Raw genomic sequence first — 22,532 nt, 5'->3', positions numbered from 1 at the left:
TGATACTATGCTTTTAAAAGACTTAATTAATAAACGAAAATTTGATAAAAGCGCAGATCGTTTAGGTCCTGATATCCCATTTACGCACTGGAAATTATTTTTTAAAAAATCAATGCTTAAGCTTTGTAAAAAGAAATTCAAAAGTTTTAGCGATTCATCAGAGTTTAGACCAGGTGCATATGCTGTGGTTTGTTCAAAAATTAGTATTGGCGAACGTGTTGTTATTCGACCAGGAACTATGCTTTTTGCTGATCCTAGAGAAAATGGCGCAGGAATTACTATTGAAGATGACGTGCTCATTGGATCATGTGTTCATTTTTACGTAGGTAACCATAACTTTGAAAACCCTAACATTCCTATAATTAATCAGGGACATACCGATTCTCAACCTATTCTTTTAAAAAAAGGATGTTGGGTTGGTGCCAATGTGACCATTCTTCCTGGTGTTGAAATAGGAGAAAATTCTGTTGTTGGAGCTGGATCTGTTGTTACAAAATCAATTCCATCAGGCGTGGTTGCTGTTGGAAATCCAGCTAAAGTTATCTAATTACAAACCAAAGTGTTGCTTGTCTAATGTCTAAAAAGAAGAAAGTTATTTTTTATTATCCGCAGCATTTTAATAGGAGTGATAAGGGAACGAACCCTTTTTTTGAGCCTTTAATTAAAATCTGCCAAAATAATAATATCGATTATCTATTGTTAGAGGAGCCTGATGACAAAACAAGTTTTCCTAAAAACCCAGAAGCTTCAAGATTTAATATTTTTAGAGTTATTGTTTTAAGAAAATTATTACCATTGCTATTTTTTAAAAATTTTGAATCAAGAGAGCAATTTATAGGAGTTCTGGTGCGCCTATTAACATTTAAAAAGTATAAGGCTAATACGATTATAACAATTAGTAATCCGCTGGGTGGTTTTTGGAGAGGATACAATTCTCATTCTAGAATTATAGATTATCAGCATGGCATCATTAATAAAACGCAACCAGGTTTTTTTGAAAATGGTAAAGCACCTTTACATATATCTTATAATGAAAAAGAAGTAGCGGTTTGGGGAGAAGGTTTCCTTAATGTATTTAATCAAGATGGTTCTTATTATAAAAATAAGGTACATGCGTTAGGCTATTTCAAAGCGCCATCGGTAAGTTCATCAAAAGCAGAAATGCATAACCGAAATGCAATCATTTTTACATTACAGTTTTTGCCAGACCAAGGCGATCAACGAAACCATGAAATGTTTGAAGAATTAAAGCTTGCGTTAGAACAATTTAAGAATTTAGATTCTGAAGAACAGCCAAAAATAATTTTAAAACATCATCCCAGACATAATAATTGTATTGATTTAAATCCATTGTCCGTACGTTTCGATTATGTTTCGGTTTTAGCCGATGGGGAGTCATTTAAATCTGAGAATTGCCTAATCAATGTCACTTTTTATTCTACAACAGCCTTTGATTTAGCAGCAGATGGGATACCTTCCTATTTTTTATATACTGAAAGTGTTCCCAATGGAAAAACAGATTTTTTAGAAGATTATAAATACCCAATTTTACAAGAGCATAGTTTAATAGAACTTTGGCAGACCTATAAAAATAATAGGCAAACCTGGTTAGAACATAGTCATTTAGTCCGTCTATGGTCCAGTCGTTTCTTTCAACCTCTAAATCAGGAATGTTTTTTAGATTTAGTAAGTGCTACTAAAGATGTATAACATGAAAAATAAAAAGATTAAACTTTTTCTGGGCGCCTATATAAATAGTACCAATGCTCAAAATTTAAATTGTTTAGCGATTGCGAAATACATTGATAAAAAACAATTTGAGGTGAAAGCGATGTCATTATATTCTGGTAATCTTTTAGTGTCTGATATTGACGGTGTTGACTGTATAAAAGTTAGAAAACCACATAAGCTATTAAAATATTGGGCTTACTTTTTAGGGCTGTTTTGGTGTGATGTTGCTTACCTTCCAAAGGGAGAAATTGTAAGCTGGAATTCTTTTTGGCTAAGCCTGTTTCATAAAAAAAGTATCAGTACTGTCGAAGGGATTTTAGATGATAAAAACTTAGAATCTGCTCTACAAACACATAAAAATTATAAGACCTTTTTGAGGCATTATAAAAAGTTTGACAAACTGTATTCTATAACAAGCTACCTCAAAGCTTATAATTTTAAACATCATGGAATAATTTCTGAAGACAAGATCTTGTATTTAGGCTTGGATTTGGTCCCTTTTTTAAATCCAGAAAAGAGAACAAACGACTTAAAGAATATTGTTTATATAGGTCGTTTATTAGAACGAAAAGGGGTTTATGATGTTTTAGATGCTGCCAAAGCGTTTCCAAAGTTACAGTTTCACTTGGTAGGCGATGGTCAGGAAAGAGAGGCTATTAAAAAACATATTACTCAACAGCAACTGACTAATGTAAAGCTACATGGTGTTTTAGATCATACCGCTTTAAGTACGCTTTTAAAAACTATGGATTTGCATCTGTTACCATCACGTTCTGAAGGATTCCCTAAAGTCACCTTAGAAACGGCTGCAGCAGGAGTGCCTTCAATTGTTTATGCTGACTATGGTGCTCAAGAGTGGATAGAACATCGTCATAATGGTTTTGTCGTCGAAACTTTAGAGCAAATGTTTCAGATGATACAAGAGCTTGAAGAAAATTCTGAATTATTACAGCTTAATTCTAAAAACACCATAGCTTTGGGCAAACAATTTGATTGGGACATTGTGATTAAACAATGGGAACAAGAAATCTCAAACCTATACCATAGTTAATGTCGATTGCTAAAAAAATAACAGGACAAGCAGGAATTTACTTTGCAGGCACGCTGTTTTCTGTAGCCATTGGTTTTTTCTTTAAAATCTATATTTCAAAAAAACTAGGCGCCGATATGCTGGGTATTTATGCGCTTGGGATGACGGTTGTTGCAGTCCTGTCTGTGTTTTTAAGTTTAGGTTTGGGTAATGGTCTCGTGCGATTTGTATCCAAGTATATCGCTCAAGAAAATTATACCCAATTGCATACTTATTTACGAAAAACATTGCAAATAACATTGGTAATGTCTGCTTTAAGCGCCATGATATTTGTTGTTTTTCCTAAGTTTATTTCGGTGCAGTTGTTAAATTCTCCGGAGTTGACACCTTATTTACCCTACTTCGGAATTTTACTTGTTATCAATGCGGTTATAACTCTTTGTGATCAAACCATTAGAGGCTTACAGGAAGTTCGAAAAAGCACCTTAATTGGTCATTTTATTCGGTTACCTTTAAAAATAGCAATTGCTGTAGGACTCATCACAATGGGGTATCAGTTACGTGGTTATATCTGGGCCGAAATTATTGGAGCTATCGTGGCTCTAGGGTTGTTTTTCTGGTTGATTAAGAAATTACTGCCAAAGCAAATGCCTAAACTATCTTTAAAGGCTAGCAGTAAGATCAATAAAGAAGAACGCACTTTTGGTAATAATATGCTACTCATAAATACAGTTGGATTGCTTCAAAGTGAAGGTGATAAAATTGTGTTAGCGATTTATTTAACGACCACAGATTTGGGAATTTATTCTATAGCCTTAACCTTAACGGCTTTTGTACCTACCGTTTTATTGTCTGTTAATGCCATTTTTACACCAATCATATCGCAATTACATACCGAAAAGCGCATGCAAGAACTTAAAAAGTACTACCAAGCCAGTTGTAAATATATCTTTGTATTAACGATCCCTTTGATTGTGTTTTTAATAGTGTTTAATCAACCTATGTTAAATGTGTTTGGTGAAGAATTTAAGCTGGGAGGTCAGGTTTTGATTTTATTGTTAATAGCTCAGGTTATTAATACCAGTACAGGTTCGGTAGGCATGATGCTCAATATGACAGGTTTAGAACGTGTGAGTAGAAACAGCACAGTAGTCTTGGCTATTTTAAGTATCATAGGTTATTTAGTTTTGATTCCAAAATATGGCTTAATTGGAATAGGAATAGTAAAGATGATTATGATGACTTTACAAGGTATTTATGCAGTCTACATGTTGTATACAAATCAGAATATTCAACCATTCAGTCAAAACTATATAAGGGTGATTATTTTATTTGTCGTCCTGGCTTTTGGTTATTATTATCTTGGAAGCGGTGTATTAGATAATTTTGGTAGCCCTGCTTGGTTGTTACTTGCACTTTGTACTACCTATGCGTTTTTTGTAATGGTATTTTTAGTTTTTAGCGCTCGGGAAGATAGACAGTTTATAAAATCGTTGATTAATAAATCAGTAAAGAAATAATGAGGACGTTTTTTAATATTTTATGTATTAGTTTGGCAAATTGTTTGCCAAGGGTTAGGTTTTTTAACCTAAGACGCTACAAACTACTTAAGTTGGCTGGGGTTAATTTTGCTGGAAAATCAATGATATTATCTCCAATATTTATAGCGCCTTTAGGACGAAGCGGGAATATTTCAATTGGGAAGAATACATTTATAAACATGTCCTGCAGATTCGCTTGCCCGAATGCAAAGATAACCATTGGAGATAATGTCGCTATTGGTCCTAATGTATTGTTTGAAACTGTAAATCATGGTTTAATCCATGACGACATAAAGGGTAGAGGTACAATTTATAAACCTATTACTGTTAAAGATAAAGTATGGATTGGTGCTGGTGCTATCATATTACAGGATGTGACGATTGGTGAAGGCGCTGTGATTTGTGCAGGTGCAGTAGTGACAAAAGATGTGGATGCCTATTGTATTTATGGTGGTGTTCCAGCAAAGAAAATCAAGACAATAGAAAGAGATGCTGATAAAAAAAATATATAGAACGGTAGTTCCTTTGCGATTCAGAGAAAAGCTAAAGGAATATCAAGAATATCGAGGCTATCAAAACTTAAGGCATCAGGAAGGACACGTATACCAGCGTTTTGATGTCACGCAAAGTATTTTTGTACATATCCCTAAAGCTGGTGGGATTTCAATTATTAAAAGTTTATATGGTGAGCAAGCAAATGGGTTTGGACATCCTACTTATCAGCGTTTTTTAAAACTCTTTGGGAAGAGCGACTATAACAAATATTTTAAATTTACCTTTGTCAGAAATCCGTGGGACCGCTTATATTCGGCCTATAGTTTTTTAAAAAAAGGAGGAATGAATCATCTGGATAAAGCTTTTTGTAATGAAGTTTTAATAGATTATCCCGATTTTGAATCGTTTGTGATGAATTGGTTAAATGCTGATAATATTGAAAATTGGATACATTTTAAACCCCAATACCAATTTATTACTGATAGAAATATGGCGTTGGTTGTCGATTTTGTTGGTAAATTTGAAAATTTTGAATCAGACTTTAAAATTATAGCAGAAAAACTGAAAATGCCTGTAGAATTAGGACATCATAACAAAACAAATAATTCTAAAAACACTTCTTATCGTGAGGTATATACTCCAGAAATGAAAGAAAAAATTAGGAGTTTGTATAAGGACGATATATCACTATTCGATTATCAATTTTAAATATAAATACGTTTCAGATTATATGAATGATTTTTTTTGGTTGCATATTAAAAAAGCAGGCGGTGAAAGTTTTAGAAAGACCTTTACACCACCTTATGTGCAAACCGATAAAGTTGATAACTGTAGACCATTTATTGCTTTGCCTAAGGAGGAATGGAATGATGCTTTAAATAATTATAGAATTCCGCTTGGAGACTATGATTATAAAAGAATGTTGTTTGCTAAGAAGTTTTTATTTACACCAGAAGAATTTGACAATATGTTCAAATTTGTTATAGTAAGAAACCCTTATGATAGAGCGGTGTCTTGCTGGAAGTATTTTTATGGCTATCAAAATATTAGTAAGCTAATTACTAACCCAAGAAATTATTATAAAAAATTAAGTTTTCAATATTTTCTTGAACAACTGCCTAGAGAATGGGAGCATAAACACCACAGAGCTTTGGCAACGCATACGGCCTCAATGTGGAGTGATATCACAGATAGAAATGGGAAATTATTAGTAGATAAAATATTGAAACTTGAAAATATGAGTGATAATATTGATTTCTTAAACAAGAAATTAAATATTAATATTAAAGAGTTTAGTCATATCAATAAATCACGAAGTGATAATTCATATCAAAAATACTATAACAAAAAAACACGTAAAATAGTAGAGCGCTATTATCGTGATGATATTGAGAATTTAGGATATAAATTTTAATTAAATATGCCTAAGGATTTAAGTTGTTCTGAAAAAGAAAATTATGTAGTCATAACACCATTTTTCCCTTCTAAAGCTAATTTTAGAGGGCCTTATGTGTTAGACCAAGTCAAAGCGATTGAAAATAACAGTGCTTATAAAGTCACTGTTTTAAAACCCAAAGCTTTATTTTCTAAGGAGCAAGATTATGAATTTGATGGTGTCAACGTACACTATTTTAAACGCGTGGTTTTACCTTCAAATATATTGCCAGGTCTGTTTAAAGGCTTGAGTCGTTTTTTCTTTTTTAAAAAGCTAAAACAATTAGGTTTAAATCCTGCCAATATTGATGTCGTACATGCGCACGTCACCCAAAATGGCATGTATGCCAATAGCTTGAAAGCCAAAAACCCTAAAATTAAAACAACCTTACAGCATCATGGTTTTGATGTGTTGAGTTTAGAAAATGGTATTTTAAGAGAGCAAACCTGGCATAAAAAATGGGTAAAAGCCTTTGGTGTTGCTATTTGTAATAAAATAGACTTACATCTAGGTGTGAGCGGCAAAACACTAAGTTGTGTTTCGGCATTTCCTGAGATTACTATCAATGCAACATATGTCCTGTATAATGGGGTTGATACTACTAAGTTTTATCCTATAGAAGGTCTCAAAGATAACAGCGTATTTAAGATAGGGTGTATCGCTAATTTCTGGCCTTTAAAAGATCAAATGACTTTAATTTTAGCCACACATCACCTTATAAAGCAAGGCATCACCAATTTAAAAGTCGATTTTATTGGTAGTGGCGACCTTTTAGAAACCTGTAAGGCTTACGTGGCTCAACATCAATTAGAATCACATATCACGTTTCAGGATGAAGTGACACATCAGGAATTAAATGTGTTTTATAATACTTTAGATTTATATGTCATGCCATCCTATTATGAAGCTTTTGGCTGTGTGTATACCGAAGCATATGCTTGTGGTGTGCCGTTTATGGCTGTACAAGACCAAGGGATTTCTGAGCTTATTCCGCAAAACGATCAAAGTAAATGGCTCATTGCACCTAAAGATAGTCAAGGATTGGCAGCTCTTATTAATTCGTATATTACCAACCGAACGCCTCAAAAACTCGTAACATCAATTGATATTAATTCGCTTGTTACAGATTATTTAGACCATTTAAATAGGATCGCTGTTGTATAAATATCTCGGACTCATATTAGCAATTCTTGCAGTGAATAATATTATTACTGTGACTCCAGGTTTACCAATGGCAGCCTACTATGCCGTGTTTGGTGTGGTATTTGTTTTAGGGATTATAGCAGAACAACCAAGATTTGATGGTGTCATCACTTTGTTTGTACTCGCTATTATTTTTAGCCTTGTTGGAAATACTATTCCCGATTATTTTAAGGCCGAACAGCGTTTTGTTTCCTTTCTGCTTATCTTTTGTTTGTTGAGTCCCTGGTTTTTTAATAATTCACTTTCAGAAATACGACGTTATATTTTTAAGTACACCAACCTTTTGCTTATCGCTGTTGTGGTGTTATCCTTTTTAGGAAATGTCACAGGCGCATTTTCAGGAATTGGCAGGTCTGATATGTTTCAAGGGCTCACATCGCACTCCATGCTTTTAGGCCCTATAGCGAGTATCGTCATGCTTATGGCGGTTTGGAAAGGGAGTCAGGATCAGGTGAAACGAAAAGTGTTGTTGGTGTGTATCGCTATAGTTCTCATTTGTTTATATACGTTGTTGCTTTCTGGTTCGCGAGGTTCTCTCATTGGAGGGATGCTTTCTGCAATTGTACTTTTAGTATTAGCATTTAGACGTAGCTTTAGTAAATTAATCAAACTTGGTGTATTCCTGGTCTTGCTTTTGGCAGCAACGGTCCCGTATTGGAGTGTTTATACAGCTAATATTGATAAAAAAAACGAATATGCTCAAGAGGAAGGTGACAATTTCGCGTCACGTAGTGAACTTTGGGGCTATCGTTATGAAGAATTTCAACAATCTCCTGTGATCGGAATTGGTTTTGCTTCGGCAAACAAAGGGGAAATTAATACCGTCAACGGACGCATTGAACCTGGTACAAGCTGGGGCGTTTTGTTTGCACAATTAGGGATTTTAGGTGCGATACCACTAATTATTTTATTTATATCTTATTTTAAAAAATTATACCAGCGAGAAGATTATTTAAATAAAGGAAAACTGCTCTTTGCATTACTATTCTTTTTTACCATTCATATGGTGGTTGAAGGCTATATTTTAGGATCGGGAAGTTTTATGTTCTTTTATATTTGGTTATTACTAGGGGTTATTAAAAATAGGATTAAAGAAAAAGAAATCACCATTTACTAATTATGAGAATTGTTTTTTGGGAAAATATCGTCAGTCAGCATAAATTACCGTATTGGAATGCTTTAGCAGCTTCTGATGAGGTGACTAAATTTGTGTTGATTGTTGAAGAACTATTGTACAAGAAACTGGAAAAGCAAGGTTGGGAGAACCATGTCAATGAAAGTGAAAAATTTGAATTGCATGTCCATCCTTCCGAAGCCACTATCGAGGCATTGTTGCAAGAAGATATGCCTAACAGTTACCATGTCTTTTCTGGTATCAGAGCGATACCATTAGTATACAAAGCTTTTCAGCAAAGTTTAAAATACCAGTTACACAAACTATTGCTCACCGAAACGATTAACCTAAATGGGAAGCGCGCTTTAACGCGTCGATTGGCTTCTTTTTTAATTGAAAGACGTTACCAAAAGCACTATGATATCGTTTTAGGTTCTGGAGCCAGTACTCAAAAATGGTACCTCGAATGTGGTGTAAAACCAGAGAATTTTTATTCGTTTTTGTACAGTATTGAAGACGTTAAAGCACCCAATAATACGCCAGTAACTTCCGAAACATTAAAATTCTTATTTATAGGCCAGCTTATCCATAGAAAAGGTTTGGATATTTTAGTACAGGCGCTCTCTAAAGTTAAATATCAAAATTGGAGTCTGGATGTCTATGGCGAAGGTGAAGACGAAGCCACAATTTCAAATTTAGTTGAAGAACTTGGTCTCAGCGATCAGATCAGCCTTAATGGTGTTGTTAATAATAAAGAATTGCGAACCTTAGTTGGGCAACATCATATTTTAATTTTACCAAGCCGTTTTGATGGTTGGGGAGCAGTGGTTAATGAGGCGATTGCTTCCGGACTTAAAGTTATATGCAGTGATACCTGTGGCGCGTCAATTTTATTGGTTAATGATAAAATAGGACAGGTATTTAAGAGCAATACTCCTGAATCGCTAACCCAAAAATTAGAACAGTCAATTGCTGAAAAAGATCAAATCGATCGTGATTATATACTCAATTATAGTCGCTATCTTAATGGGCAACAAGTAGCGCAATATTTGATTGATATTATCAATTTTCATTATAAAAAGAAAGGTGAACGTCCATTGCCGCCTTGGGAGAAATTTCAGATAGAACAAAAAGGAAGTGCTGCTAAAACAAAAACAATACAATACTAAAGCATGCTAAAAAAAATCAAGGAAATAGCATTTGTATTAAGTGGAAAATTAAACGCTAATACCCAAAGTAAAATTATATTTTACCATGATGTACATGCGCCTAATCGCTGTCATACCGATATGTCGACACCTATGGATTTGTTTAAACAGCATATCGACATTCTCAAGGCTGAAGGCTATATAATTGTTCCTGAAATTAAAAATCCGAATGCTGAAATTCAGATTAATTTTGACGACGGATTTAAAGGAATTTACGATAACAAAGCCTATTTTGTTGAGCACCAAATTAGACCCACCGTTTTTTTGGCCATTAGTCTTATTGGAAAGGAAGGTTATTTGACAACTTCAGATATATTAGAATTACAAGATTTGGGCTTTATCTTTGAGTCGCATGCTTATGCGCACGAAAACCTAACCTCTTTTAATGATAAAGATTTGCATTTCGAATTGCAAGCCTCCAAGCAATATCTCGAAGATTTGCTACACAAGGAAGTCAAAGAAATATGTTTCCCGATTGGTTATTTTTCTAATCGAGTGCTTCAGTTTTGTAAAACAGCGGGTTATACTAAGCTCTACAGTTCTTTGCCTGGAAATTATTTTAATACCCGAAATGATGGTTTGGTCTATAGAAATTTAGTGCAATTTTCGTCGCCTTCCGAATTTAAGGCCATTATCAACGGAGCGATGAGTCCGTTTTTTGGTTGGTACAAACGAAAGCAATATGTGCATCCAGATGACAAGAGATAAATGATGAAAAACCGATTTAATATGAACATAGCAAGCGCATGAAAGTACTACAAGTAATCTCAGGGATGGGATTAAAATCTGGAGGTCCAACCACCTGTACTTATAATCTCTTAACAGGATTAATAGCGCAGTCTGTTGCGGTTGATTTGTTAACTTTTGATGCCGAGTCTCATGATGAGATTATCAGTAGGGAAAACTTTATGAAAATTTTGCCGCCACCTAAGCATCCAAGGTATGGATATTCTAAGGTCTTAAAGATGTGGCTTAAAACGCATAATGATTACGAATTATATCATACCAATGCCCTTTGGCAATATGCTTCTCATGCAGCTGCAAAGCATGCTCAAAAACATAATAAACCTTATGTAGTCTCACCTCACGGGATGCTCTATCCCGAAGGCTTGAAGAAATCAAAATGGTTTAAAAAGTTGGCCCTGGCTTTATTTCAGAAGAAAGATTTAATCAAAGCAACAGCGTTTCATGCGACCAGCACTAAAGAAAAATCTTATATACGTGATTTCGGATTGTCACAACCCATTGCAGTGATTCCAAATGCTATAGATGTGAATGCATTTTCTAAAAACATCACAGAACCTCATGGCGACAAACGAAAAATTGGATTTCTGGGACGATTGGCACCTATTAAAAATTTGGAGTTATTAATTCATGCCTGGAAGAACTCAAATGCTGCCAATCCTGATGCCGAATTGGTTATTATTGGAGATGGTGAGGTGCAATATGTAGACCAACTTAAAGCTTTAATTGCTCAAAAAAACATTGAAAATATTACTTTTACGGGATTTTTGTCAGGTAAAGCCCAAGAAGAGGTGATGCAACAACTGAGTTATTTGGTGTTGCCGAGTAAAAGTGAAAATTTTGGAATGGTAGTTCCTGAAGCCTTAGCTAGAGAAATTCCTGTGATAGCTTCCAAAGGAACACCTTGGGAAGAATTAGAAACACATCAATGTGGTTGGTGGGTTGAGAGTGATTTAGAACGTTTAAGTACCACGCTTCTTGAAGCGATACAATTAGATGAAACGAAACGTTTAAAAATGGGTAAAAACGGAAGAGCATTAGTAGAAAATAAATATTCTAGAGAAGCAGTGAGTGCGATGATGACTATTTTTTATGAATGGATTCTTACAGATACTAAAGAAATACCGTCCTTTGTAGATATAAAAGCGTAATGAAATGAGCGAGATAAAAGTAGACCTTTCTAAATTTGAGAATTGGCTAAGTAGAAAAAATAAATTAGGAAGAGCTGCCTGGATATTGGTGAGTTTTATCTTTTTTAAACCCTTTTTTTTATCGGTTTTTAATCCTTGGCGCTTGTTTTTATTACGATGTTTTGGTGCGAAGCTGCATCCTAAAGCGCATGTGTATGCTTCGGTTAAAATTTGGGCACCATGGAATTTAGAAATGGAAGCCTATTCTGCTTTGGCAGCAGGCGTTAATGTGTATAACACTGGAAAGATTAAAATTGGCGCGCATACTACAATTTCTCAAGGCGCTTATTTATGTCCGGGATCTCACGATTTTAACGATCCAAAATTTCCAATGGTTTGTGCACCTTTAACTATTGAAGATCAGGTTTGGATAGCTACTGAAGCTTTTGTAGGCGGTATGGGAATCACCATTAAGCAAGGTGCGGTGGTTGGCGCAAGAGCTTGCGTTTTTAAAGATGTTGCACCTTGGACTATCGTTGGTGGTAATCCGGCTAAATATATTAAAGACCGAGTGATTAATGATTAGCGCACTGATCTTAACATATAATGAAGAAATTATACTTGCAAAGTGTTTAGAGGCACTACATTTTGTAGATGAAATTATTGTATTTGATTCGTATAGTACCGATAAGACACTTGATATTGCGGCCTCGTTTAATGCCAGAATTGTACAACGAAAATTTGACAATTATGCGAGCCAGAGAAATGCAGCTTTAGCATCTGTTTCAGAGTCCTGTGATTGGATTGTTATGGTAGATGCTGATGAAATTGTTACTTCAGAATTAAAAGCAGAAATTTTAAAAGTACTTAAGTTACAAGACGGTCATACCATGTATCGTGTAAGGCGAAAGGATATGTTTCAGGATCAATGGATCAAGCAGAGTAGTGGTTATCCGACCTGGTTTCCGCGTTTGTTTAAAAATGGATGTGTTACTGTTGCAAGAGAGATCAATGAAGAATATATCACGACAGGAACCGAAGGTTTATTACAAGAGCATCTCATACATTACCCATTCAATAAAGGTTTAACCTGGTGGTTTGATAAGCATAATCGGTATTCAGAAATGGAAGCTCAGAAAATGCTCGATGAAATTAAAGAACCTGTACATTTTTCCAGTTTATGGTCTAAAAATCCTGTAGAACGACGAAAAGCACAAAAGCGATTGAGTTACCGATTGCCTTTTAGACCTACTTTAATATTTTTGGCCTTTTATATTTTGAAAGGCGGTTTCTTAAATGGTAAAGCAGGCTATACCTATTGTAAATTAAGGAAAACTTATGAATGGATGATTGCTATAAAGTTTAAAGAATTAAAACGACTTCAACAGAAGTAAACCCCCTTTTTTCCTTAAAAGAATTCAAGATTCATGAAGATATCAATTATTACAGCAACTTATAATAGTGAAAAAACACTTGAATTTTGTATGAATTCGGTGTTGAATCAAACCTATTCAGATATAGAATATGTAGTTGTTGATGGCGGTTCTACAGATGGAACACTAGATTTGATTAAATCTAAAGCTAAAGACTTTTCAAATATCGTGTGGTCTTCTGAACCTGATAAAGGGATCTATGATGCTTTAAATAAAGGAATCGCTAAAGCCACTGGAGCTGTTGTGGGTTTTGTACATTCTGATGATTACTTGGCAAATACGGAGTGTATTGCACAAATTGTACAAGCTTTTAAAACACATCAAGTTGAAGGCGTTTATAGTAACTTACATTATGTGTCTTTTAAAAACCCTGAAAAAGTGATTCGAAATTGGGTAAGTCAGCCGTTTCATCCGAAGTTGTTAAAACGTGGTTGGATGCCGGCACACCCAACCTTATTCCTTAAAAAGTCAATTTACGATCGTTTTGGGCATTTTAATTTAGATTATAAAATTGCAGCAGATTATGATTTTATACTTAGAATTTTTAATAATCCCAATCATAAGTTTTACTATTTACCTCAAACGATAGTAAAAATGAGAGTAGGAGGCGCCAGTAATAAGAGCCTTAAAAATTTAATACAAAAAACGAAAGAAGATTTTAAAGCGGCTAAAACCAATCACTTGTCATTTCCCTTTGGAGTTGTACTTATGAAAAATTTATCGAAGATTCCTCAATGGCTTAAGAAATAGAGTTTAAAACGATTTTAAGTTTATGTTATATCAACCTAATCTTTTTTTGTTTAAATATTTTAGACTTAGATTTAACACTTGACACCTCTGTTTTTAACATTTTTTTATCATAAACCAATAGTATGCTGTATATTTGCATGCTCGCCTATGTAAAAAATGAATTTAAATAAGCGAGTTATTTATTAAACTATGATACAAGAATTACTCAAGCATTTTAATCCTTTAGATTACCAAGCATTATGGCTTTTTATAGCTTTTTTAATTGCTTTTGTTGTGTCACTAAGTAGTTATCCCGCCATCTTTAAAGTTGCTATTGCTAAGCATTTAATGGATGAGCCAGATGATAGGAGTGTGCATGTTAAAAAAACTCCTACGCTTGGAGGTGTTGGGATTTTTATAAGTTTAGCAGTTGTCATCACGACTATTGGAGCCTTGTTAGATACCAAAATTTTATTATTAGTCTTAGGTAGTATGACTGTGCTTTTCTTTTTAGGCTTAAAAGATGATTTATTAATACTATCTCCTAAGAAAAAGTTTATTGGACAGTTAATGGCTGCATCCTTACTTATTATTTTTACAGATACACGAATATTAGGGTTGTCAGGTGTTTTTGGTATTACAATATTACCTTATTGGCTGTCTGTGTTATTTACACTTTTTGTTTATGTATTAGTAATCAATGCCTACAATTTGATTGACGGAGTCGATGGTTTAGCAGGTTGTCTTGCTGTTGCAGGTTGTGCTTCATTTGCTTTTTTATATATTAAAATTGGTGATATCACAATGTCGACGCTTACAGTGGCTGCTATTGGAGCAATTATTCCATTTTTACGTTTAAATTTTTCTAAGCGTAAAAAAATATTTATGGGAGATACAGGATCTATGATTATTGGTTTTTTAATTGCATTTTGTGCGGTACGTTTTATAAATACTACAGAACTTAATCCGAAATCAGAGTTTTTTGAATCGGCACCAATTTTAGCCTTATCCATTGCTTTTTTTCCATTGTTAGATACCCTTAGAATTTTTATAATCAGACTTGTGGTTCTTAAGAAAAGTCCTTTTTCAGCAGATCAGAACCATTTACATCATCGCTATTTAAAGCTAGGGCTCTCGCATGCGCAAACAACAATTTTTATTGTTGTATTAAACTTAATGCTCATCGCTTTTGTCTATCAAATAGGTCATTTAGAAACTATTGTTCAATTTATTTTAATGGTGATTGTTGGTGTATTACTTTATTCTTCTTTATTCATTTATAACTGGTTGGTCATAAAAAAATGGTTGCCAGAATCCATGCGAACTTAAACGCTTTATATATTTAATATGAGCGCAACTTTTGGCAATCCTATATTTGAGCTTATATTTGTACCTGATTAAATCTATGTTAATGAAGTCTATTCTAAGTTTTTGTTTGATTTTTGTGCTTGTCAACTCCTGCGCTTCCAAAAAAGAAATATTGTATGTTCAGGATATTGAAAATTATAACAATAAACCTATTACATTTTCTAGTCCGAAAATTCAACCCAATGATATTCTAAATATTACAGTTGGTGCATTAATTGAGGAATCAGCAAAACCTTATAATAAATCAAATACAAATGTTGGTGCTTCAGTAGAAATGATGCAGCTTGAAGGCTATTTAGTGTCTCAAGACAATACCATTAATTTTCCTGAATTAGGAATTATTTCTACCGAAAACAAAACAGTTGTAGAGTTAAGTGAACATATTAAAAAACTCTTGGAAGATGGTGGTCATTTAAAGCGTCCCAATGTGAATGTACGTTTGTTAAATGCGAAAGTCACCATTTTAGGGGAGGTGAATCAACCAGGAACCTATAATTTCACCGAATACAGTGTCACTCTTTTACAAGCCTTAGGATATGCTGGAGATTTGACTATTAATGGAAAACGTGAAGATGTGAAAGTCATTCGGGAAGTAGATGGCAATCGTATAGTGTCAACAATTGATTTGACTTCTGGTGAATTTTTGAATAGTGAATTCTATCAAATCAAGCCTAACGATGTGATTTATGTTGGTCAAAATAACCCCAAAGTTAAAAGTGCAGGTTTTATAGGAAACACTTCAACAGTGATTTCTGTTGTGTCTATTCTTTTAACATCTATTGTTCTTATTACAAGATAATTATGAGTGAAGATTTAAATCCTATATTACATAAAAAGAATGATCAAGGTGAAACGATCAAGTATGAAATCAAGAAGTACTTACGCTATTGGTATTGGTTTGCTCTGGGTATAATATTGGCACTAATTGGCGCTTATTTATACTTGCGTTACACACCAAAAATTTATTCATCTTCAGCTAAGATTAAAATTCTTAATAAAACAAAAGGCCTTGAATTACCATCTTCGGCTTTTGTGTTTAACCGATCGAATATCAACCTTGAAAATGAAATTGAAATTCTGAAATCCTACAGAATCATTGAAGAGGTCGTAGAAAAGTTAGACTTAACTGTAGAATACTACGAAGAAGGAACCGTTTTAACGACTCAAATTGACAGATTTCCGTTTAAGTTAGTCAAAACAAAACCTAATGATAGCATTATCAATTTTTCGTCTTTTAGGATTGTTGTTGGTAAAAATGAATTTAATATTTCCAGAGGCGATTCAGATACTGCTATAGTGATTCCAGAATTCAATTCGTATAATGTTAATCACAACTTGCCTTTTGAAATTCAATTTGAAAACCCAGCTGCTGCCTCAGCTAATGTTGGTAAAACTTTTATCTTAAAATTAATACCAGTTTCTAGCGCCACACGTAAGTTAAAGTCACAAATTGATGTTAGTAAATTGGGTAAAGATAGTGACTTATTGACTTTAGGCTTTTCTAATCAAAGTAAAACCTTGGCGAGTGTTATTGTGAATAATGTGGTTGAGGTTTTTAATCAAGATGGAGTCACCGATAGGCAGCAAGTATCTAGGCGAACCATCAAATTTATTGATGAACGTTTTGAGTTTTTAGCTGAAGAATTAGATTCTATTGAAGTCGATATAAAAGACTTTAAAAAATCTAATAATATTATTAATATTGAGTCTGATGCCGAATTAGGACTGTCACAAAGAGCTGTTTCAGAAACTGAAGTCTTTGAAGTTGAAAACCAATTGGTGTTATCAGACTTATTAGATGAAACAATTCATCAAACCAACACCGATTCAGATTTATTACCTACTAATATTGGTTTAGACAATTCTAATATTAACACCTTAGTTAATCAACATAATGATTTGGTTTTTGAGCGTGATAAATTGGTGACAAGTGCAGGGGAAAATAATCCAACGGTTAAAATTCTTAACGATAAAATATCGAGTGTAAAATCTAATATAAGTACGAGTATAAATTCGTATCAATCGCAATTAAATGCAACCAAGCAACAATTGGTTAGTAAAAACCAGAAATATACTTATCAGGTTTCAAGTTTACCATTAAAGGAAAAGTTATTGCGCTCCAGAGAACGTCAACAAGCGATTAAGCAGAGTTTGTATTTGTTTTTACTTCAGAAACGTGAAGAAGCTGCTATCAATTTAGCGATAACCGAACCATCAATCAAAGTAGTAGAATATGCGCTTTCTAGTGGAAGCCCAATATCACCAAATTCTAAAAACATCTATTTAATTGCACTAGTTGCTGGCTTATTTTTACCGTTTGGAGCCATTTATGCGTATAATTTATTAGATACTAAAATTAAGGGCAAAGATGATGTCACGTCTAGAACTGGTAATATTCCAATCTTAGCTGAATTGCCTAGAATTAAGAAGCAAAAAAACTTGGTGTTTGATAATCCAACAGATCGTTCGGTACAATCTGAAGCCTTCCGTATTTTGAGTGCTAATGTCAATTATATTATTCCAACAGGCGAAAACGTTGGAAAAGTCATTTATTGCACCTCGACTATTAAGGGAGAAGGAAAAACCTATGTTGGTATTAATTTATCTTTAGCTTTATCAAGTATCAATAAAAAAGTGTTACTTATTGGAGCCGATTTAAGAAATCCGCAGATCCATACTTATATTTCAAAAGATAAAAACCTTCAAGGCTTGTCAAATTATTTGCATGATGAATCTCTGGATTGGAAAAACATCGTTGTAAAAGGGTTTGAAAAGCATCCTAACCATGAAATATTGTTGTCTGGTGATATTCCTCCAAATCCTACGCAATTGCTTACCAATGGAAGATTTGAAATGCTTTTAGAAGAGGCTAAGGCGCTCTATGATTATATTATTATTGATACAGCACCAACCATCTTGGTGACAGACACCTTATTGATTTCTAAATACGCTGATGCGACCATTTATTTGTTAAGAGCTGAGCATACGGAGAAAAATTTATTAGATTTTTCTAAGGATTTATCTCAAAGCGGAAAAATTAAGAATATGGCTTATGTTATCAATGGTGTAGGCGCAAGTAGGTCTTATGGATACTCGTATAACTATGGTTATGGTTATGGCTACGGAAGTAGTAATGAATAACAATTAACGATTCGCTACTGCTTTTAAGTGTTTGATAGTTTCAGATTGATCTTCACTTCTAAAAATATAACTTCCAGCAACAAGAACATCAGCACCAGCATCAACTAAGGCTTTTGCGTTTTTATCGGTGACACCGCCATCAATTTCAATACGTGTATTTAAGCCTTTTTCGTTAGCCATTTGACGCAATTTTTTGACACGATTATAAGTCATGTCTTCAAACTTTTGACCACCAAAACCAGGATTGATAGACATTAATAATACCATATAACATTTTGGTAAGATGTCTTCTAAAACACTAACAGGCGTTGTTAAATTTAAGACAACACCAGCTTTACAACCTGCATCTTCAATTTGAGTTAGTGTACGATGTAAATGAATGGTCGATTCATGATGTACGGTAATAATATCTGCCCCAACTTTAGCAAATTCTTCAATATAACGTTCGGGTTTTTCAATCATTAAATGGACATCTAAAGGTTTGGTGGCATGTTTCTTTATGGCTTGAATTACAGGCATTCCGTAAGAGATGTTTGGTACAAAATGACCATCCATAACATCAATGTGAAACCAATCGGCTTCACTCTTATTTACCATTTCTATATCGCGTTGAAGGTTGCCAAAATCGGCAGCTAGCATTGAAGGTGCTATAAGTACTTTAGACATGTTAAAATCTGCTTGGTTTTGGCAAAGATACAGTCTTATTTTGTAATGCCTTTAAATTTTATTAGATTAGTTTATGGACAAAAAAATTAAATTATTTTTTAGCGAACTGTTCGGACTTTTGATACAGTCATTGCTAGTTATACTGGTTGCGACAGGTGTGCTTTACGGATTGTTTGTGCTTTTTGGTTGGATATAAGCACCTTGTCATTACGATAGTCTATAAAAGAAGTGAACCCAGAGTAATCAGCTCTGGGTTCTTTCATCAATCAAAAAACGAACAGTTATGTTTTGTAACTGTTGTTGTCGTTATTTAGCGTAATTTATTAAAAAAATTACTATCCTAAATAGGTTTTTAATATTTTACTACGAGACGTATGTTTTAATCTACGAATCGCTTTTTCTTTAATTTGTCTAACACGTTCGCGAGTTAAATCAAATGTTTCTCCTATTTCTTCTAATGTCATAGGATGTTGATTTCCTAATCCAAAGTACAAGCGAATAACATCGGCTTCACGAGGTGTTAAAGTTTCTAGGGCACGTTCAATTTCAGTGCGTAAAGATTCATGTAATAAATCTTTATCAGGATTTGGAGATTCACCACTTCGCAATACATCGTAAAGGTTAGAATCTTCTCCTTCAACTAAAGGCGCATCCATTGAGACGTGACGTCCAGAGTTTTTCATTGACTCTTTAACATCGTTAATAGTCATGTCTAACTCTTTTGCAATTTCTTCAGCACTTGGCGGACGCTCATGACTTTGCTCTAAAAAGGCAAAGGTCTTATTAATTTTATTAATAGATCCAATTTTGTTTAATGGTAAACGTACAATACGTGACTGTTCAGCTAAAGCTTGAAGAATCGATTGACGAATCCACCATACAGCATAAGATATGAATTTAAATCCACGTGTTTCATCAAAACGTTGAGCGGCTTTAATTAAACCTAAGTTCCCTTCATTAATTAAATCTGGTAAGGTTAAGCCCTGATTTTGATATTGTTTTGCTACAGAAACAACGAAACGTAGGTTGGCCTTAGTTAATTTCTCTAAAGCTAATTGATCACCTGCTTTGATGCGTTGAGCTAATTCTACTTCTTCATCAGCAGTAATTAAATCAACCTTTCCAATTTCCTGTAAATATTTATCTAACGAAGCGGTTTCTCTGTTAGTTACCTGCTTCGTAATTTTTAGTTGTCTCATTTAATTATCTCCTTTTAAATTGGGGTACATGTATAATACTATATAGTTATACGTAGCAAGTACCAAAAATGTTACAAGAAAACGAAATTAATTTAAATTTTGATTAATTTTTTGTTGTTGAGATTGATGTCATCAAGCATTTCGCTAGTAAATTTATAATGACCTCTTGTGGTAATTAATCTAAAAGGACGAGATTTTATCGTGCTTAAGGTGTTAAGAAATAGCCATTTTGATTTTAAAAGTTTAGGCTTTTCACTTTTTAAGCTAATGTCAAAATAATGTTTACGACCTTCTTTTTCGGCAACAATATCAGGAGTAATAGTGATGTCGCTACCTTTTTTCGCAAATGATTTTGGTGTTTCGTAACCTTCAGTGTCGGCTTTGATGTTTTCAAATCCATGTTGCTCAAGGTATTCTACCGAGTTCTCTAAGATGTCTCTATATTTTTCTTTGTCCGCGTGTATCATAGCTATTAGTATACGAAAAAAAGGTGAGAAAACCAAATTTCTACCTTTTAATGTATGAACTAAAATCGATATTCGAGACCTGTACTTAGGGAGAAAATAAAAGGATCGATACTGTTTTTTTGAGTAAAGGGCTTCAATTGATAATTAAAATTAGATTCGAGGTTAAAAAAGAAATTCTTAAATACTTTGGTTTCTATGCCCAAACCTAAATTTAGTCCCATCGTCGCCTTATATTCAAAACTGTTGGTATCAGAATTAGAACCCTCACGCAGCTTAAAATAACTCAAGCCTCCAGTGAAGTAAGGATTAAATTGAGAATTAAAGGGCGCGTATTTGACTTCTAATGGAAACTCTAAATATTCAACGGTTCTTTCTGAATTATCCTCAGATAGGGTTTGATTTAAATAGAGTTTTCTTACGCCAAGTCTTAAATAGGTGTCAGAGGTCATTCGATAACTAGCCAATACCCCGTAATTTATAGAGATATTATCTGAGGTTTTGGCGTTTAATGCGCCATAATACGATACGATCGCCTGAGGTGTAATACTCCATCGGGATTGATCGTCTTGCTCACTACTATCCTTGGCTTTTTCTTTTAATAGTTCTTCGGAAGTCAGTCGATTCGATTCGCGCTGTTCTCTAATCGAATCTCTCATTTTGTTTTTTAGTGCAATCAGGCTATCACGTTTTGCTATAGCACGTTCTCGTTTCATCTGTGTTTTGTCTGCTGCTGAAACGTTGTCGCTAGGTTCTTTAGTCGTTTCTAAAGCTTCTGAATTCGAGGGTGGCTCTTGTAGTTGCTGTTTTTTAATGTTGGAGGTGTTAGAATTTTCAGTTTGATATAGATGATGTGTGTTTGCTGACTGATTCTCAAAATTTTTGATTGTATTTGTATTTACAAAATTAGCCTTGGTTTCAGTCTCAGCCTCAGTCTCAGTCTCAGTCACAGTCTCAGTCTCAGTTTCAGTCACAGTCTCGGTCTCAGTTATAGTCTGTGTCTCAGTCTCAGTTTCAGTCTCAAGCTTAATTTTGGTTGTTCTTTGTTGTTCTGTTGTTGGGTTTACAGGAGTTGTGTCTGTGTTTTCTAGGCTGTTTTCTATTGAGTTTTTAAACGGATTAATTAGTAATAAAGTCACTAATAATATGCCAAGTCCTGCTCCAAAAAACCAAATAATGAATCCTCTTCGCTTCTTTTTCTTTTTTAACTGCGCTTCAATATGAGTCCAAACCAAATCATCTGGACGATCCTTATAGGATTCTAGTTTCTGTTTTACAGCAGCTCCGAAATCTTTTTTAGTTTCCATTAGATGTCAGGTTTTTAGGAGATACATGAGTTGGATTTTGCATCTTGGTTTTTAATAAACTCTTCGCTCTATGTAAGTTTGATTTTGAGGTGTTTACACTTATGTTTAAGAGTTTTGAAATGTCTTTATGAGAATAGCCATCTAATTCGTATAGATTAAATACCAACCGATATCTGGGTGGCAACTCTTGAATATGTTTTAAAATTTGGTCCAAGGGAATACGCTCAAGTGTCTCTATGTCCATTAAGTTGTGATCTTCAAGTAGGTCGTTATTAATCACAATATTTAAATGACTATCCTTTTTATATTTATCTATGGCTTTATTAATCGTGATTCGTTTTATCCAGCCTTCAAAAGAACCCGAACCTTTGTAGGTTTTGATTTTTCTGAAGATTTCCAGAAAGGCATCTTGTAAATTATCTTGAGCTTCTTCTCTGTTTTTGCAATATTTTAAGCATAAAGTAAAGAGGTCATCTTTATACATTTGGTATAATTGACTTTGTGCTTTTAGGTTATGCTTTTTACACGCTTTTATTAAATGGTCTAAACTCAAGTGTTCGGTCTAAGGTGTGTTGATGGTTAATATAAGCTTTT

Annotated in this window: 23 protein-coding genes; 18 read left to right on the top strand and 5 right to left on the bottom strand. The window is 34.0% G+C overall.

Annotation, left to right across the window (positions count from 1 at the left end):
• The first annotated feature begins 7 nt into the window (after positions 1–7).
• The 18 genes from N4270_RS17120 (at position 8) to N4270_RS01140 (ending at position 18,302) form a co-directional block, all read left to right on the top strand.
• Positions 8–547 (top strand): acyltransferase, encoded by a 540-nt coding sequence (locus N4270_RS17120; RefSeq protein ID WP_279309180.1) that lies wholly within the window; start codon positions 8–10, stop codon positions 545–547.
• 26 nt (positions 548–573) lie between these two features.
• On the top strand, positions 574–1,710 hold the full coding sequence (locus N4270_RS01220) for a hypothetical protein (RefSeq protein WP_260094974.1): 1,137 nt from the start codon (positions 574–576) through the stop codon (positions 1,708–1,710).
• 1 nt (position 1,711) lies between these two features.
• Positions 1,712–2,782 carry a glycosyltransferase family 4 protein gene (locus N4270_RS01215; RefSeq protein ID WP_260094973.1) on the top strand — a complete coding sequence of 357 codons (1,071 nt, stop codon included), beginning with the start codon at positions 1,712–1,714 and terminating at the stop codon, positions 2,780–2,782.
• The gene (locus N4270_RS01210; protein ID WP_260094972.1) at positions 2,782–4,281 is read left to right on the top strand and encodes a flippase; all 1,500 of its coding nucleotides are present in this window, start codon (positions 2,782–2,784) and stop codon (positions 4,279–4,281) included. Before N4270_RS01215 ends, N4270_RS01210 begins: the two co-directional genes overlap by 1 nt.
• A 122-nt stretch (positions 4,282–4,403) precedes the next feature.
• Complete coding sequence (locus N4270_RS17115) at positions 4,404–4,814, top strand: DapH/DapD/GlmU-related protein (protein ID WP_279309179.1); 411 nt, start codon at positions 4,404–4,406, stop codon at positions 4,812–4,814.
• Positions 4,792–5,505, top strand: coding sequence for a sulfotransferase family protein (locus N4270_RS01200; protein ID WP_260094971.1), 714 nt, complete (start codon positions 4,792–4,794; stop codon positions 5,503–5,505). Before N4270_RS17115 ends, N4270_RS01200 begins: the two co-directional genes overlap by 23 nt.
• 22 nt (positions 5,506–5,527) lie before the next feature.
• Complete coding sequence (locus tag N4270_RS01195; protein ID WP_260094970.1) at positions 5,528–6,211, top strand: sulfotransferase family protein; 684 nt, start codon at positions 5,528–5,530, stop codon at positions 6,209–6,211.
• 6 nt (positions 6,212–6,217) lie between these two features.
• The gene (locus N4270_RS01190) at positions 6,218–7,396 is read left to right on the top strand and encodes a glycosyltransferase (protein WP_260094969.1); all 1,179 of its coding nucleotides are present in this window, start codon (positions 6,218–6,220) and stop codon (positions 7,394–7,396) included.
• A complete protein-coding gene (locus tag N4270_RS01185) occupies positions 7,389–8,552 on the top strand; it encodes an O-antigen ligase (RefSeq protein ID WP_260094968.1) in 1,164 nt (387 codons plus the stop codon). The genes N4270_RS01190 and N4270_RS01185 overlap by 8 nt, the downstream gene beginning before the upstream one ends.
• Positions 8,553–8,554: 2 nt before the next feature.
• Positions 8,555–9,718, top strand: a complete 1,164-nt coding sequence (locus N4270_RS01180) for a glycosyltransferase (protein ID WP_260094967.1) — start codon at positions 8,555–8,557, stop codon at positions 9,716–9,718.
• A 3-nt stretch (positions 9,719–9,721) separates the two neighbouring features.
• Positions 9,722–10,465, top strand: coding sequence for a polysaccharide deacetylase family protein (locus tag N4270_RS01175; RefSeq protein WP_260094966.1), 744 nt, complete (start codon positions 9,722–9,724; stop codon positions 10,463–10,465).
• Between the two features lie 38 nt (positions 10,466–10,503).
• Complete coding sequence (locus tag N4270_RS01170) at positions 10,504–11,652, top strand: glycosyltransferase (protein WP_260094965.1); 1,149 nt, start codon at positions 10,504–10,506, stop codon at positions 11,650–11,652.
• A gap of 4 nt (positions 11,653–11,656) precedes the next feature.
• Positions 11,657–12,217: a putative colanic acid biosynthesis acetyltransferase gene (locus N4270_RS01165; RefSeq protein WP_260094964.1), complete on the top strand. Its 561-nt coding sequence runs from the start codon at positions 11,657–11,659 to the stop codon at positions 12,215–12,217.
• Positions 12,210–13,025 carry a glycosyltransferase family 2 protein gene (locus N4270_RS01160; protein WP_260094963.1) on the top strand — a complete coding sequence of 272 codons (816 nt, stop codon included), beginning with the start codon at positions 12,210–12,212 and terminating at the stop codon, positions 13,023–13,025. The genes N4270_RS01165 and N4270_RS01160 overlap by 8 nt, the downstream gene beginning before the upstream one ends.
• A 33-nt stretch (positions 13,026–13,058) precedes the next feature.
• Positions 13,059–13,814, top strand: coding sequence for a glycosyltransferase family 2 protein (locus N4270_RS01155; protein WP_260094962.1), 756 nt, complete (start codon positions 13,059–13,061; stop codon positions 13,812–13,814).
• Between the two features lie 189 nt (positions 13,815–14,003).
• A complete protein-coding gene (locus tag N4270_RS01150; protein WP_260094961.1) occupies positions 14,004–15,122 on the top strand; it encodes a glycosyltransferase family 4 protein in 1,119 nt (372 codons plus the stop codon).
• A gap of 82 nt (positions 15,123–15,204) precedes the next feature.
• The gene (locus tag N4270_RS01145) at positions 15,205–15,960 is read left to right on the top strand and encodes a polysaccharide biosynthesis/export family protein (RefSeq protein WP_260094960.1); all 756 of its coding nucleotides are present in this window, start codon (positions 15,205–15,207) and stop codon (positions 15,958–15,960) included.
• A 2-nt stretch (positions 15,961–15,962) separates the two neighbouring features.
• Positions 15,963–18,302, top strand: coding sequence for a tyrosine-protein kinase family protein (locus N4270_RS01140; protein WP_260094959.1), 2,340 nt, complete (start codon positions 15,963–15,965; stop codon positions 18,300–18,302).
• A gap of 3 nt (positions 18,303–18,305) precedes the next feature.
• Here N4270_RS01140 and rpe read toward each other — a convergent pair whose 3' ends face one another.
• From rpe to N4270_RS01115, 5 genes are all read right to left on the bottom strand, one after another.
• Complete coding sequence (gene rpe / locus N4270_RS01135) at positions 18,306–18,968, bottom strand: ribulose-phosphate 3-epimerase (protein ID WP_260094958.1); 663 nt, start codon at positions 18,966–18,968, stop codon at positions 18,306–18,308.
• Between the two features lie 335 nt (positions 18,969–19,303).
• The gene (locus N4270_RS01130) at positions 19,304–20,167 is read right to left on the bottom strand and encodes an RNA polymerase sigma factor RpoD/SigA (RefSeq protein ID WP_091423042.1); all 864 of its coding nucleotides are present in this window, start codon (positions 20,165–20,167) and stop codon (positions 19,304–19,306) included.
• Positions 20,168–20,259: 92 nt separating this feature from the next.
• The gene (locus N4270_RS01125) at positions 20,260–20,634 is read right to left on the bottom strand and encodes a hypothetical protein (RefSeq protein ID WP_260094957.1); all 375 of its coding nucleotides are present in this window, start codon (positions 20,632–20,634) and stop codon (positions 20,260–20,262) included.
• Positions 20,635–20,693: 59 nt separating this feature from the next.
• Positions 20,694–21,938 carry a PorT family protein gene (locus tag N4270_RS01120; RefSeq protein ID WP_260094956.1) on the bottom strand — a complete coding sequence of 415 codons (1,245 nt, stop codon included), beginning with the start codon at positions 21,936–21,938 and terminating at the stop codon, positions 20,694–20,696.
• Positions 21,928–22,491: an RNA polymerase sigma factor gene (locus N4270_RS01115; RefSeq protein ID WP_260094955.1), complete on the bottom strand. Its 564-nt coding sequence runs from the start codon at positions 22,489–22,491 to the stop codon at positions 21,928–21,930. Before N4270_RS01115 ends, N4270_RS01120 begins: the two co-directional genes overlap by 11 nt.
• Between the last annotated feature and the right edge of the window lie 41 nt (positions 22,492–22,532).

It is taken from the genome of Psychroserpens sp. SPM9 (assembly GCF_025153525.1).
Lineage (GTDB): Bacteria > Bacteroidota > Bacteroidia > Flavobacteriales > Flavobacteriaceae > Psychroserpens.
Note: the sequence above shows the minus strand (reverse complement) of the source record. Positions and strands in the feature narration are given on the sequence as shown.